Here is a 14093-nt window from a genome sequence, read left to right as displayed (position 1 = left end):
TGCTCGATAACCGCAGGTCAGCACCCTGCCGGAACCTGACTGGCAGGGAGGGGGTCACGAGTGCTGTTCTTGCAGGTCACGATGCTGGCTTTGACGCATTGCGAGAGAAGTTCAGAAGACGATGCACACCACGGCGGCTGCAAGCCCCATTTTCACTCGTAGCGCAAGCGAGAGGCGTGCCACTCCCACAACCGGAGGCCAAGCGTGCAAGGCGGCGACGCTGCGCTTCGCCCACTTAGTAAGGCCGCGACACGGCGCGCGCCTCGTCCCGGAGTTCACGGCGCAACCCAATTACTGGGCGATCTCAAAGATGCCGTCGTCATTACTTGGATGACGTGGCCTGCCCTGCCGCACCGGACGTCCGTCAGCGTGCCGCAGGCGGCATAAGCCTGCGGGCGCCCAGGCCGCCCCGATCCTGCCGGGATCGCGGTGGGGCACCTAGGGATCTTCGACGTATTCGGCGGGGACCTTGGTCCCTCCGGAACTCGGCCGATGGCACTGGGGCCGGAACCCGCGGAACGGCAAGGTAGATGACGTGATCAGAACCGCCCATCGGTGCGGGGCTGGCGAACGTACCCCGATTCGAGGACACGATGACTGCACCAGACGTGCGACCGGTAGTGGCGGGTGTGGACGGCTCTTCTTCGGCCCTCCAAGCGGCGCGCTGGGCCGCGACCGAAGCGGCGAGGCGGAAGGCGCCGTTGTCGATCACGCATGCCTGCATGCTGATCCCGGTACAGATGCCCCCTGGTGTCGACTTGCCCAGGTCCTACGCCGACGCGCTGACCGAACAAGGACGGGACGTGCTCGCGGCGGCCGCGGAGGCGGCCAGGGAAGCGGCTCCCGAGGTCGACGTGACCACCGAGCTGCGCGGCGGAGCAGCCGCTGAGCACCTCATCGGGCGATCGGCCTCGGCGGAGTCGATCGTGCTGGGCTCTCGCGGCCTGGGTGGCTTCACCGGGCTGCTGGTCGGCTCGATCGCGGTCGCGGTGGCGACACACGGACACTGCCCGGTCATCGTCGTCCGGGGAACGGAACGGCCGCAGGACGCACCGGTCGTCGTCGGCGTGGACGGTTCGCCGACGAGTGACGCGGCTCTGGCTTTCGCCTTCGACGCCGCCGCTGCGCGCGGTACGCGTCTGGTGGCCGTGCGCGCGTGGTCGGACTTCGCCGTGGACACCGCCTGGAAGTTCGTCGCTGCCCTGGACTGGGAGAGCATCCATTCAGTGGAGACGTGGCTGGTGGACCAGCAACTCGACGCCTATCGAAGCAAGTATCCCGACGTGCCTGTCCAGGGTGTCGTCGTTCGCGACCGGCCGGCGCACACGCTCCTCGAACACTCGGAGAACGCCCAGCTCGTCGTTGTCGGCTCTCGAGGCCGAGGCGGTTTCCGCGGGCTCCTTCTAGGCTCCACCAGCCAGGCATTGATCCACCACTCCGCCTCTCCGGTGGCCGTCGTCCCGCCCGCCCGACAGTGAAAACCGCACCGACGAAGGAACGCGCGACCCGACAGGTGCCGGAAGTCTCCGCTCCCTGGTCCGTCAAGACCACGGAGCTCGCATCTCGCCTCGACGTCGATCCGGGGCGAGGTCTGGATTCCTCGGACGCGAGCGACCGGCTCGAGGTGGCAGGCCCCAACCGGCTCGCCGAGGCACCGGCTAGGCCATGGTGGCGGGTGCTGGTGGCACAGGTGGCCAGCCCGCTGAACCTCGTGCTCGTGGTGGCGGCCGCGCTGGCGGGCGTGGTGGAGCGGTCGTATCGGGAAGCGCTCGTCATCGGACTGGTCCTCGGCCTGAACGGCGTCCTCGGTTTCGTCCAGGAACGACGGGCGGATCAGGCGGTCGCCGCACTGAAGAGCCTGCTCAGCCCGTCGGCCCGGGTCCGCCGCGACGGCAGGGTGACCGAGGTGCCCGCGGCCGAGCTCGTGCCGGGTGACGTCGTCCTGGTCGAAGCCGGTGACCGCGTGCCCGCGGACGGCCGGGTGCTGTCGACGGTGAACCTGGAAACCGATGAATCCGGTTTGACCGGCGAATCCGCCCCCGTACCCAAATCCGCGGCACCGCGGCAGGGCGAGCTGGCGCTGCCCGATCGGACGTCCATGGCCCATATGACGAGCATCGTCACCAGGGGCCGTGGCGAGCTGCTGATCACGGGCACCGGCATGCGCACGGAGATCGGCAAGGTCGCCGGCCTGCTGGAGCGCACCGATTCGACACGGACCCCGTTGCAGCGGCAGCTAGACAAGCTCGGCGTTCGCTTGGCCTACCTCGCCGGCGTGGCGGTCCTGCTCGTGGCGGTCCTGCAATTCGCTGCAGGCGGCGGTATCGGTGAGGTGATCACGCTTGCCGTCGCGCTCGGCGTGGCCGCCATTCCCGAGGGGCTGCCCGCGGTAGTCACGGTGACACTGGCGCTGGGCATGCGGCGGATGGCCCGTCAACGCGCGATCGTCAAACGGCTCCCCGCGGTGGAGACCCTGGGCGCGACGACGGTCATCTGCACCGACAAGACCGGCACGCTCACGCTGAACCAGATGACCGCGCGTTCCCTGTGGTACGCCGGTCGCCGCTACCTGGTGTCGGGCGAAGGCTACGGCTTCGAAGGCGCGATCACCGCCGAAGACGGCGGTGAAGTCCCCGATCTCGGTGAGCTGCTGACCACCGCGGCGCTGTGCAACGACGCGCTGGTCCAGGACGCCGCTCTCGTCGGTGATCCGACCGAGGGCGCGCTGGTGACCTTGGCGGGCAAAGCGGGGCTGGACGTCGCGGCATTGCGCGACGCCGAGCCCCGAGTTTCCGAGATCCCCTTCGACTCCGCCCTGAAGTACATGGCGACGTTCCACCAGCACGGGCGAGCGCTCCGTGCGCACGTGAAGGGAGCGGCGGACGTCCTGCTCCACCTGGCCACCCATCTGCGCCGGGAACACGGCGATGTCCCGCTCGACGACGACGAACGCCGCAGGGTACTGACGGAACTCGATCACCTCGCCGGACGAGGTCAACGCGTCCTGGCGGTCGCCCACGGTGACACGGCCGCCGGGACGCCCACGCTGCCGCGGCGACTGGTCCTGATCGGACTGATCGGCCTGCTCGACCCACCGCGGCCGGAAGCCCGCACCGCGGTCGCCGAATGCCATGCCGCCGGCATCGACGTCAAGATGATCACCGGTGATCATCTGGCCACCGCGACCTCCATCGCCCGCGCGGTCGGCATCGAGGGCGATGGTATGTCGGGACCGGACATCGACCGCCTCGACGACCGTGCCCTCGAACAGGCGGCGACCACCACCGGCGTGTTCGCGCGGGTGGCGCCGGAGCACAAGATCCGCATCGTCGACATGCTCAAGCGGCGAGGTGACGTCGTCGCCATGACCGGTGACGGCGTGAACGACGCACCGGCGCTCAAAGCCGCCCACATCGGTGTGGCCATGGGGATCACCGGCTCCGACGTGTCCAAGGAAGCCGCCGCGATGATCCTCACCGACGACAATTTCGCGACCATCGTCCGGGCCGTCCGCGCCGGCCGCACGATCTACGACAACATCGTCAAGTTCGTCCGCTTCCAGGTCGGCACCAATGTGGCCGCGATCCTCACCATGGTGATCGGCTCCCTGTTGTTCAGCACCGGAACCAGCGTTCTGACACCGTTGATGTTGTTGTGGGTCAACGTGATCGCCGACGGCCCACCGGCACTGGCGCTCGGCCTGGAACCACCGCGGCGAGCCGTCATGGAGGAGCCCCCACGACGCCCGGAAGCGCAGATCCTCAGCGCGGGCCGCCTGACACGTATCCTGTTATCCGGACTCGTGATGGTGGCCGGAACCCTCTACGCGTTCGCCCACGGCCTGGACCGCGGCATCGAAGTGGCGCACACCCTCGCCTTCGTCACCTTCGTCGTGTTCCAGCTGTTCAACATCCTCAACGTCCGCGACGAACACGCCTCGGCGTTCGGAAGGCTCTTTTTCCGCAACGGCAGGCTCTGGGCCGCCCTGGGTTCGGTACTCGCCCTGCAGATCTGCGCCGTCTACCTGCCCGCCGCGCAAACCCTCTTCGGCACGACCGCCTTGACCGCCCTCGACTGGCTCGTCACCACCGCGATCGCGTCTTCCGTCCTGTGGGCCGAAGAACTGCGTAAAGCGGTGGCACGCCGACGGTCATAGGTCCCGGTCGACCGTGCGCGATCACTCGCTTTCACCGGAGTACTTGGAAGGATCTCGCGAAGCGCGGCCACGAACCTCAGGGACTCGTCATGTTCTCGCTGCCAGACGTTGCGGCCGAAGATCAGTCCGGAGGCATCGGCGTCCAGCAACGCGGAACTGCTCGCGCCCGCCGTTCGTCCCCCGCTCGACGGAACCTTCGGCACGAAACCGACAAGTTCGACCGCTTCCCGATGGAAATTACGCCAGGCCGATTCCACCGAGGCCGAACAGACCGGGCCTCGGGACCTCCGTCCCTCCCGCCGGAGGCGCCGATCGGAGATGCTCGACGAACCGGAAACGAGAGACGGGAGCGGATGATGAACCATGACGAGGCAGCCGGACGCCACAAGCCTCCGCCCGCGGTCCTGGGATTCCTCACCGGAGTCCAGCTCACCCTCGCCACGGTGGCGTGGGCCGATCTGGCGATGCGGCCCGCCACCGAGATCCGAGGCACCAAGAAGGCATGGGCTCTCATCATCGCGATCAACTTCATCGGACCGGTCGTCTACCTCACCTACGGCAGACGACCGCTCGACCCCGGTGCCCGGCCTGCCGAGCGGGTATGACGATGCTTCAGACGGTCGACGTCGGTGAACACCGCGCGACCGACGGCGACACCGGCGGCCGGTTCCTCAAGACTGTCACAGCTTTGCTGCAGAAACCGAAGGAGCTATGACCCAGCCACTCACTCAGGACCGGGCACACGCGGCGATCCGTTCCGCGCTCCGCGGATTCGCCACCGGGGCCGATCTCGAATCCCTCGACCCCGGCGAAAACCTTCGTGAAGCACTCGAACTCGACTCGTTCGACTTCCAGACCTTCGTCGAGCGGCTTTCCGGCACGCTCGGCAGACGGATCGAGGAGAGCGACTACGGCAAGCTGTCCACAGTGGACTCCACGACCGAGTTCCTCATCGCGCGAGGGCGCTGAGGGCGTCCAGAGCCGCCCGGATACGCTTGCCCGCTTCCTCGGCGACCGGGCGAAGCTCTTCGCGCTCGGGCACTTCGATCATGACGCGAGGGTCGAGTGCCTGGACCAGGCTGCGTTCTTCGCCGTCGGCGCGGACAACGACGTTGCAGGGCAGCAGCAGCCCGATCATGCGGTCGGCCTCCAGCGCGCGATGCGCCAGCGGCGGGTTGCAGGCGCCGAGGATCACGTACGGTTCCATGTCGGCGTCGAGCTTGTCGCGCATCGTGGCCTGGACGTCGATCTCGGTCAGTACGCCGAATCCTTGCTCCTTCAGCGCGGCACGCACTTCGGTGACGGCTTTCTCGTAGGGCAGGTCCAGAGTGATGCTCAGGTCGTATTTCACGGTGATCTCTTCCTTTCTCGGAGTCAGCCGCCGTGCAGGGCGGCAGGGGCGAACACGGCCGCGGCCGCTACTCCGGCGGCGACCACGAGGATCACGTAGGCGAACGTCCGCCGGACGGTCCGCTCCGGAAGCCGGTCACCGACCTTCCCGGCCAGCAAGGACGCCAAGAGGGCCACCGCGGCGAATACCGCGGCGATGTCGTAGGGCAGATCCGGCATCGTGGTGGCGTGGGCGGCCAGCCCGCCCAGTGCGGTGAGCACGATGACGACCAGCGAGGTCGCGACCGCTTCCGGTGCGGTGAGGCCGAGCAGCATGGTGAGGGCGGGGACGATGACGAATCCGCCGCCGACCCCGAACAATCCGGTCAGCACCCCGACTGCCGCGCCGACGGCGAGGGCCTTGGGCACGCAACTGCGCCAGTTCACCCCGCCCGCACTGGTCCGGCAGGCACCGCCGCCTTCCGGCGCGGCGGTGAGCATCCGTACCGCCACCACCGCCATGAGCACGGCGAACGCGATCAGCAGCCAGCGGTCGGGCAGCAGCTTCCCCAGTGCGGTGCCGGCGAACGCGGCGGGGACACTGGCCGCGACGAAGACGAGCGCCACCGGCCAGCGGATCGCCTTCGACCGCCACCTCGCCACCAAACCTCCGGCGGCGGACACCGTGACGACCAGCAACGACGTCGGGATCGCGGCGGACAACGGGAGGCCGACCCCGTAGACCAGTACGGGGATGGCGAGGATGGAGCCGCCCGCACCGAGCAGGCCCAGGGCGGCGCCGATGACCAGGCCGAAACCCGCCACCGGCAGGATCGTCATGGTGACCGCCTCAGCCGCTGGTCATGGGCAGCCCGGCCAGGGCCGCCCGGTCGAACTCGTCGTCCACCGCGACGACCCGGTGCCCGGCCGCGGCGAGCACCGAAGCCGCGATCGACGCGCGATAGCCGGCCTGGCAATGCACCCACACCTCTCCGGCCGGTACCTCACCGAGGCGGCCGAGCAGGTCGTGCAACGGGATGTGCACGGCACCATCGATGTGGTTCCGTGCCCATTCCAGGTTGCGCCGGACATCGAGGATCGTCACCGGCCGATGGTGACGGACCATGGCCAGTTCACCGAAATCCGCTCGGGGGAACGACCCGAGCGGCGCGGAGCCCGCCCACGCCTCGGGGGTTCCGGTGGCCGCGGATTCGACGCGGTCGATGCCGATCCGGACCAGTTCGCGCTGGGCGTCCGCGACCTGCTCGGCGGTGTCACCGAGCAGGGACAGCGGCGTTCCCCAGGGGATCAGCCAGCCCAGATACGTGGCGAAGTTGCCATCGGCGCCGAAGTTCAGCGTGCCTGCCACGTGGCCTGCCGCGAACGCGGTCCGCGACCGTAGGTCCACTACCCACTCCCCCGCCTCGATGCGCGAACGCAACTCGGCCGGATCGACGGACTTCGGCACGGTGAGGTCGGGGAGGTCCGGGCCCGCGCTGTTCGCCGGACCCATGTGAGCGTAGTAAGCCGGGTAGGCGTCCAGCCCGGCGAGCAGGCTGTCCACGTACTCGCGTTCTTGCTGTGTCAGGACCGGGTTGATCCGCTTTTCCCGGCCGATCGTCGACCGGTCCGCGTCCGACTGCGTGGCCGAACAGAAACTGCCGAAGCCGTGCGTCGGATAGATCTCGGCGTCGTCCGGCAGGATCTCCGCCAGCCGGTGAGCCGACGCGTACTGCCGCTTCACCAGCTCACCGGTGTGAGCGGGGCCGAGCAGGTCGGGACGGCCGGTGGAGCCGTACAGCAGCGAGCCCCCGGTGAACACCGCCGGGGCCCGCCCTGGCGCCTCCAGCACGTAGGACAGGTGCGTGAACGTGTGCCCTGGTGTGGCCAGCGCCCGTACGCGCATGCGCGGTCCGACTTCCACCACGTCGCCGTCCTCGATGGACACGCGTTCGAAGGACACCGGATCCGCGGCGTTCACGTGGTAGGCCGCACCGGTCACGCGCGCCAGCGCGAGCCCGCCGGTCACGTAGTCGTTGTGGATATGGGTCTCGAACACGTCCGTGATTTGCAAACCACGCACCTGGGCCAGATCCAGCACCCTGTCGATATCGCGCTGCGGGTCGACGACGAATGCCGTCTCGCCGTCCTCGACGAGGTAGCTGCGGTCACCGAGGCTCGGGGTGTCGATGGCGATGATCTCGATCATAAAACCTCCTTATACCCCGGGGGGTATCCGAATCTCAGGGTAGCGCATCCGCCACCGCTTCGCCGGGCACCTCCTGAAACACCGCGACAGAAGGCGATTCGATTCATCGAATCAGCGTCGCAGCGACCGGGGGCGCATTTCCAGAGACCTTGGTCCCCGTTGCGTCGCCGTCGGCCTCTCCAGGGCAACGACAGGCGACGTCCAGGTACCCCCCGGGGTATAGTGTTCAGAGAGACCTGGTCATGAGATCCTTCGAGGAACACGGATGTGCCAGCGAATCGTCTGTTCGAAGTGCGGAAAGCCGTCCTACCGGGGCTGCGGCAACCACGTCGAGCAAGTACTGGGCGATGTGCCCGTCGCCCAGCGCTGCTCTTGCTCCGCCGAGCGGCCCGCACGGAAGCCGTGGCGGCTGTTCGGCCGCCGCTGAACAACCGCCGCCAGCCCGAGCCTCAGGCCAGGGTCATGAACAGCTTCTCAAGCTCCTCGCGATCGGCGGCACCTTGCTCGGAGCCATCGGCGAGGCACTGCTCCAACCCACTGACGATCAGCCGGAAGCCCGCCCTGTCCAGCGCACGGGAAACCGCGGCGAGCTGGGTGATGACATCACGGCAGTCCCGGCCGTCGTCCATCATCTGGATCAGGCCACCGACCTGACCTTGCGCCCGCCGCAGCCGCTTGCGCACGTCCGCGACGACATCTTGGTTCAGCTCCACACCAACCTCCTCAGGTACCCCCCAGGGTACCTGGAACGCGTGTGGGCGGTGGTCGCCGACGCGCGGGCAGAACAAGGGCCGACGCAGTAACGTCGTTCCCGCTCAGGCCGCGGTCCAGTTTTCGGACACCCGCCGCCATTCCCGCTCCCACGCGGCACCGCGCAGGCGCCCCAGCATCGAACGGCCGGCGAGAAAGACACCCGTGAGCAGCATCACGCACACGATCCAGAAGGTGACGCCGACGCCGACGCCCTGCCCTGTCACGTCGGAGGGCGTCACCGGTGCCTCGACCGCGTTCCCCTTCGCGTCGAGCCAGATCCCTATTTCCTTGCCGGTGGTCAGACCGGGGTCCACGGTGACCACACCCTCCCGGACGGGGCCACCCGGGACGCTCCAGCGAGCATGCACCTTCACCGTCTCTTCGACGGGCACTCCATCGAACCGCGCCTGCGCGGGTGGCGCGTCGGCCACCAGCACCGCCGTCGCCTCGCGACGCTCCGCGGCCTGCTCGCCCGCTCGCCGCAACCCGGCCTCGTAGGCCTCGGACCCGATCGCCACCGCGATCGGAACCGCCAGCAGGGCGAGCAGGACGACACCGATCACCAGTGCCGCCTCCAGCCGGTCCGACGAGCGGGCAAGCGGGTTCCGGCCGACATGAAGCCGTCGCCACACCGTGGCCGCGATTCCCGGCTGTGCTCGCATGATTCTCTCCTCGATCAGGGAACAGCTGTCGATAGGTCGGTCTGCCAGCCTCGCTCCTCGAAGGAGCACACGGGAGTGGCTGTGGCCCCGGCGAACCGGGACCTTCGGCACGCCGCCGCCTCGTCCGGCCTTTCGGCCCGTCGACCGCGGACCTAAGCCCCATGGCACTGCCACGCCGGACATGGATGCTCGACGCTGACCTACGAGCGGAAGATCGGGAAGACTGATGGCAGAGCAGGAACGATCGGAACAAGTGGATGCAGCCGCGCCAGGGGCGGCGGCCCCTACGAACGGCAAGGAGTTCTCAAACCGGTTCGGCTTGCCGACCGCGACGGCGTTGGTGGTCGGTTCGATCATCGGAACGGGCGTGTTCGCCCTTCCCTCGTCCTTGGCCCCGTATGGCTTGTCGAGTCTTCTGGCCTTCGCCTTGGTCACGATCGGCGCCTTGGCTCTGGGTTTGGTGTTCGGTGGGCTCAACAAACGTGTGCCGGGCTCGGGCGGGCCTTACTTGTACGCACGAGACGCCTTCGGCGACTTCGGCGGCTTTGTCACCGCCTGGGCCTATTGGCTGACCGCCTGGGTGGGCAACGCCGGGATCGCGGTCGCCTGGGTCGGCTACGTGGAAGTATTCGTCAACACCGACCACAACCCGTGGTGGTCGATCGCCATCGCATTGGTCGGCCTGTGGCTGCCCGCCGCGATCAACATCTCCGGCGTCCGGAACCTCGCGTGGTTCCAGATCGTCACCACGATCCTCAAATTCGTGCCACTGGTGTTCATGGCGACCATCGGACTGTTCTTCGTCAAGGTCGAGAACCTCGGTTCGTTCAATCCCAGCGGGTTGTCGTGGGTGGGAGCCATCTCCGCGGCGGCCGCGATCGCCCTGTTCAGCTACCTCGGCCTGGAAACCGCCTCGGTGGCCGCCGGACGCGTCCGCGACCCGCGGCGCAACGTGTCGAGGGCGACCGTGCTCGGCACCCTCGTCTGCGCCGTCGTCTACGTCCTGGGGACCGTCACGGTGTTCGGCACGGTCGGGCAGCAGGCACTGGTCGACTCCACCTCGCCGTTCTCCGATTCGGCCACCGCCATCTTCGGGGCGAGCTGGGCCGGGCAGGCCATGGCCGTGGTGGCGATCATCTCCGGGCTCGGCTGCCTGAACGGCTGGACGTTGATCTGCGCCGAAATGCCGATGGCCGCCGCCCGAGACCGGCTGTTCCCGACCCAGTTCGCCAAGCTGAGCAAGAAGGAGATCCCGGTCTTCGGCATCGTGGCCGCCACCGTGCTGGCGTCGGTGCTCACGGCTTTCGGCTACTGGAACTTCCAGTCCGTGTTCACCAATGTGGTGCTGTTGGGTGTGTTCACCGCGGTGATCCCTTACTTGTACTCCGCCGCCGCGCATCTCTACTGGCTCATCGTCCAGGGCCGCGCGCTGAACTGGCCGCATCTGATCCGCGATCTGGCCGTGACCGCCTTCGCGCTGCTCTTCAGCTTCTGGGCGCTGGCAGGCAGCGGTTACCAGGCGGTGTACTACGGAGTGTTCGCCTTCTTCCTCGGCATTCCCGTCTACGTCTGGATGAAATCCCAGCGCAAGGAGTACGGCGAGACCCCGGTCTCGCCCATCCGGTACCCTGCGGACAGCCCCTATTTCCTCTCCCCCAACGGGAAAAACGGCGCGAGCGTCAAGAAGGCCCCCATGTCGCCGTCCGAAACGCCGGAGCAGTCATGACTTTCGCCGTTCATTCGGAGGTCGGCCGATTGCGACAGGCCATCGTGCACCGTCCCGGCCTCGAGCTCACCCGGTTGACCCCACGCAACATCGGCGAACTGCTCTTCGACGACGTCCTCTGGGCCAAGCAGGCGAAGCAGGAACACGACGCGTTCGCCGAAGCCTTGCGGGACAAGGGTGTCCTCGTGCACTACTACGGTCAGTTGCTGGCGGAAACGCTCGCGCTGCCCGAGGGCCGGTCGTTCGTGCTGGACCGGGTGTGCACCCCCGAGATCCTCGGCCCCGCGCTGGTCGCGCCGCTGCGGGCCCTGTTCGACGACCTCGACGGCGAGAACCTGGCCGAGTACCTGGTGGGAGGAGTCCTCAAAGCCGACCTTTCCCCGCTGCGAGCGCGGAGTCTCCGATGGGAGACCCTCGCCGCCGACGACTTCGTCCTCCCGCCGTTGCCCAATCATCTGTTCCAGCGTGACGATTCCTGCTGGGTGTACCGCGGTGTCTCGATCAACCCGATGGCGAAACCGGCCCGGCAACGTGAATCCCTGCACACCAGGGCCATCTACCGCCACCATCCGATGTTCGCCGGGGCCGGGTTCCACACCTACTACGGTGACGACGACGTCAGTCACCAGCCTGCCACGATCGAAGGCGGCGACGTGCACGTCCTCGGCGAGGGCGCCGTCCTCATCGGAATGGGAGAGCGCACCACGCCCATGGCCGTGGAGATCCTCGCCAAGGCGCTGTTCTCGTCCGGACAGGCACACACCGTCGTCGCCGTGGAGCTTCCGCATTCGCACGCCACGATGCACCTGGACACGGTGATGAGCATGGTCGACCGCGCCACCTTCGTGGTCTACCCCTACTTCGACCGCGGCGCCCGCAGCTGGACCATCACCGCGGGCGAAGAGCCCTCCACGTTGAGCGTGCACGCCAACGAGAACCTCTGGCACACCCTCGCCGAAGTACTGAAAGTCCCCGAGGTCACCCTGCTCAGCACCGACGAGGACATCCGGGCCGCCGAGCGGGAGCAATGGGACGACGGTACGAACTACCTCGCCGTCGCACCGGGGGTCGTCCTCGGCTACGAACGCAACGTCGCCACCAACACCATGCTGCGCAAACACGGCATCGAAGTCGTCACCATCGCCGGAAGCGAACTGGGACGCGGCCGTGGCGGCCCGCGCTGCATGACCTGTCCGATCGACCGCGACCCGAGCTGAACGGATCCGAAAATGGCCTTCAACCTGCGCAACCGCAGCTACCTCACCGAACTCGACTTCACCAAGGAAGAACTTCTCTTCCTGCTAGACCTCGCCGCCCAGCTCAAGTCCGCGGCCTACGCCGGAATCGCGCAAAACCGGCTGTCGGGCAAGCATTTGGCGCTCATCTTCGAGAAGGCCTCCACCCGGACGCGATGCGCGTTCGAGGTCGCCGCCGCCGAGGAAGGAGCGACCACGACCTACCTCGGCCCCCAGGACGCTCACCTGGGACACAAGGAATCTGCCCGTGACACCGCCCGCGTGCTCGGCCGCATGTACGACGGGATCGAGTACCGCGGCCACGAGCAGGCCACCGTCGAAGAGCTGGCCAGGCACTCCGGCGTACCCGTCTACAATGGACTCACCGCGACGAGTCACCCCACGCAATCACTGTGCGACGTGTTCACGATGCGCGAGCACAGCCCGAAACCCCTGCCGGAGATCGCTTTCTGCTACCTCGGCGATACCCGGAACAACGTCGCCCGATCCCTGCTCGCGATGGGCGCCAAACTCGGCATGGACGTCCGGCTCGCCGGGCCCCGGGCGCTCTGGCCTGATGAAGAGCACCTGGCGACCTGTCTGCGGGAAGGCGCGCTCAGCGGGGCCCGGATCACCGTCACCGACGACGTCGAGGAGGCCGTGGCGGGCGCGGACTTCGTCTACACCGATGTCTGGGTGTCCATGGGCGAACCCGCCGGTACCTGGCACGACCGGGTCGAGTTGCTGGCGCCGTATCAGGTCACGGCCAAGACCCTCAGCGTCACCGGCAACCCCGGCGTCCGGTTCCTCCACTGCCTGCCCGCGCTGCACGACCGCGAGACCGAGGTGGGAGCCGAAGCGTTCAAGGAATTCGGGCTGGACGGTGTCGAAGTCACCGACGACGTCTTCGAATCCACGGCGTCGCTGGTGTTCGAACAGGCGGAGAACCGGATGCACACCATCAAGGCGATCCTGGTCGCCACGCTCGGGAGCTGACCATGCGGATTCTCGTCGCACTGGGCGGCAACGCCCTGCTGCGCCGCGGTGAACGGCCGGACGCCGACCTCCAGCAGGTCAACGTGCTCGCCGCCGCCGAGGCACTCGCGGAACTCGCCACCGAACACGAAGTCGTGCTCACCCACGGCAACGGCCCCCAAGTGGGGATGCTGGCCTTGGAAAGCGCGACGGACCCCGCACTGACCCGGCCGTACCCACTCGACGTCCTCGGCGCGCAGACCCAGGGCATGATCGGCTACCTCCTCGGCCAGGCGCTGCGGAACGTCGTGCCCGGCAAGCAGGTCGCCACGCTGATGACGCAGACACTCGTCTCCGTCGCCGATCCCGCGTTCGGCGAACCCACCAAGTTCGTCGGCCCGGTCTACAGTGAGGAGCAGTCCGCCGCGCTGGCCGACGAGCGTGACTGGACCGTCCGCCGGGACGGCTCGTCCTGGCGCAGGGTGGTCCCTTCGCCAAGACCGCAGCGCGTGGTGGAGACTCCGGTGATCCGCGCGCTCGTCGAGTCAGGCACGATCGTGGTCTGCGCCGGCGGGGGCGGTGTGCCCGTGGTGCGTGACGAACACACCGGACGATTGCGGGGTGTCGAAGCCGTCGTCGACAAGGACCAGACCGCCGCCCTGCTCGCCGAAGCCCTGGACGCCGACGCGCTCCTGCTGCTCACCGACGTACCCGCGGTCATCGACGACTACGGCACGCCGCAGGCCACTCCGATCCGCCGCACCACACCGGCGCGGCTACGGTCCCGCGATTTCCCGGCCGGTTCGATGGGCCCGAAGGTCGACGCCGCCTGCCGCTTCGTCGAACTCACCGGCAACATCGCCGCCATCGGCGCCCTCGACTCGCCCGCCGCGATGCTGCGGGGCACCGAAGGCACCGTCATCACACCCGACGGCAAGGCGTGACCGGTGGGCGTTTCGGGCGTGCCCTTCGCGGCACCCGAGTGACAGGAGTACTTGATGCCCCACCCATGCCTCGACTGACCCCTTGCCATCGAGTGGCAAGTTAG

Annotated in this window: 14 protein-coding genes; 9 read left to right on the top strand and 5 right to left on the bottom strand. The window is 68.0% G+C overall.

Annotation, left to right across the window (positions count from 1 at the left end; all coding sequences use genetic code 11):
- Window positions 1–593: 593 nt before the first annotated feature.
- From ACIHAO_RS10510 to ACIHAO_RS10495, 4 genes are all read left to right on the top strand, one after another.
- Complete coding sequence (locus tag ACIHAO_RS10510) at window positions 594–1478, top strand: universal stress protein (RefSeq protein WP_396556592.1); 885 nt, start codon at window positions 594–596, stop codon at window positions 1476–1478.
- A 35-nt stretch (window positions 1479–1513) separates the two neighbouring features.
- On the top strand, window positions 1514–4156 hold the full coding sequence (locus ACIHAO_RS10505; RefSeq protein ID WP_396556590.1) for a cation-translocating P-type ATPase: 2643 nt from the start codon (window positions 1514–1516) through the stop codon (window positions 4154–4156).
- 356 nt (window positions 4157–4512) lie between these two features.
- Window positions 4513–4761 carry a PLD nuclease N-terminal domain-containing protein gene (locus ACIHAO_RS10500; protein WP_396556588.1) on the top strand — a complete coding sequence of 83 codons (249 nt, stop codon included), beginning with the start codon at window positions 4513–4515 and terminating at the stop codon, window positions 4759–4761.
- 106 nt (window positions 4762–4867) lie between these two features.
- The gene (locus tag ACIHAO_RS10495; protein ID WP_396556586.1) at window positions 4868–5125 is read left to right on the top strand and encodes an acyl carrier protein; all 258 of its coding nucleotides are present in this window, start codon (window positions 4868–4870) and stop codon (window positions 5123–5125) included.
- Here ACIHAO_RS10495 and ACIHAO_RS10490 read toward each other — a convergent pair.
- From ACIHAO_RS10490 to ACIHAO_RS10480, 3 genes are read right to left on the bottom strand one after another with little or no spacing between them, the layout of a single operon-like run.
- Complete coding sequence (locus tag ACIHAO_RS10490; RefSeq protein ID WP_396556584.1) at window positions 5106–5507, bottom strand: DUF302 domain-containing protein; 402 nt, start codon at window positions 5505–5507, stop codon at window positions 5106–5108. The two genes, ACIHAO_RS10495 and ACIHAO_RS10490, sit on opposite strands and share 20 nt — an antisense overlap.
- Window positions 5508–5530: 23 nt before the next feature.
- Window positions 5531–6325 carry a sulfite exporter TauE/SafE family protein gene (locus ACIHAO_RS10485; protein ID WP_396556582.1) on the bottom strand — a complete coding sequence of 265 codons (795 nt, stop codon included), beginning with the start codon at window positions 6323–6325 and terminating at the stop codon, window positions 5531–5533.
- A 10-nt stretch (window positions 6326–6335) separates the two neighbouring features.
- Entirely contained in the window at window positions 6336–7694 is a 1359-nt protein-coding gene (locus ACIHAO_RS10480; RefSeq protein ID WP_396556580.1) for a rhodanese-like domain-containing protein, read from the bottom strand.
- Window positions 7695–7959: 265 nt separating this feature from the next.
- Here ACIHAO_RS10480 and ACIHAO_RS10475 point away from each other — a divergent pair, with 265 nt between their 5' ends.
- Complete coding sequence (locus tag ACIHAO_RS10475) at window positions 7960–8121, top strand: hypothetical protein (protein WP_396556578.1); 162 nt, start codon at window positions 7960–7962, stop codon at window positions 8119–8121.
- A 22-nt stretch (window positions 8122–8143) separates the two neighbouring features.
- Here ACIHAO_RS10475 and ACIHAO_RS10470 read toward each other — a convergent pair whose 3' ends face one another.
- Both ACIHAO_RS10470 and ACIHAO_RS10465 read right to left on the bottom strand, forming a co-directional pair.
- Window positions 8144–8407: a metal-sensitive transcriptional regulator gene (locus ACIHAO_RS10470; protein ID WP_396556576.1), complete on the bottom strand. Its 264-nt coding sequence runs from the start codon at window positions 8405–8407 to the stop codon at window positions 8144–8146.
- A gap of 102 nt (window positions 8408–8509) precedes the next feature.
- Complete coding sequence (locus ACIHAO_RS10465) at window positions 8510–9109, bottom strand: hypothetical protein (protein WP_396556574.1); 600 nt, start codon at window positions 9107–9109, stop codon at window positions 8510–8512.
- 319 nt (window positions 9110–9428) lie between these two features.
- Here ACIHAO_RS10465 and ACIHAO_RS10460 point away from each other — a divergent pair, with 319 nt between their 5' ends.
- The 4 genes from ACIHAO_RS10460 to ACIHAO_RS10445 are packed head-to-tail and all read left to right on the top strand — an operon-like array spanning window position 9429 to window position 13989.
- Window positions 9429–10835 (top strand): APC family permease, encoded by a 1407-nt coding sequence (locus ACIHAO_RS10460; protein ID WP_396556662.1) that lies wholly within the window; start codon window positions 9429–9431, stop codon window positions 10833–10835.
- A complete protein-coding gene (locus ACIHAO_RS10455; protein ID WP_396556572.1) occupies window positions 10832–12052 on the top strand; it encodes an arginine deiminase in 1221 nt (406 codons plus the stop codon). Before ACIHAO_RS10460 ends, ACIHAO_RS10455 begins: the two co-directional genes overlap by 4 nt.
- Window positions 12053–12064: 12 nt before the next feature.
- Window positions 12065–13066, top strand: a complete 1002-nt coding sequence (argF, locus tag ACIHAO_RS10450; protein WP_396556570.1) for an ornithine carbamoyltransferase — start codon at window positions 12065–12067, stop codon at window positions 13064–13066.
- A gap of 2 nt (window positions 13067–13068) precedes the next feature.
- On the top strand, window positions 13069–13989 hold the full coding sequence (locus ACIHAO_RS10445; RefSeq protein WP_396556568.1) for a carbamate kinase: 921 nt from the start codon (window positions 13069–13071) through the stop codon (window positions 13987–13989).
- The last annotated feature ends 104 nt before the right edge of the window (window positions 13990–14093 follow it).

Source organism: Amycolatopsis sp. NPDC052450 (assembly GCF_044547565.1).
Taxonomy (GTDB): Bacteria; Actinomycetota; Actinomycetes; order Mycobacteriales; family Pseudonocardiaceae; genus Amycolatopsis.
This window is presented reverse-complemented; position numbering and strand designations above follow the sequence as displayed.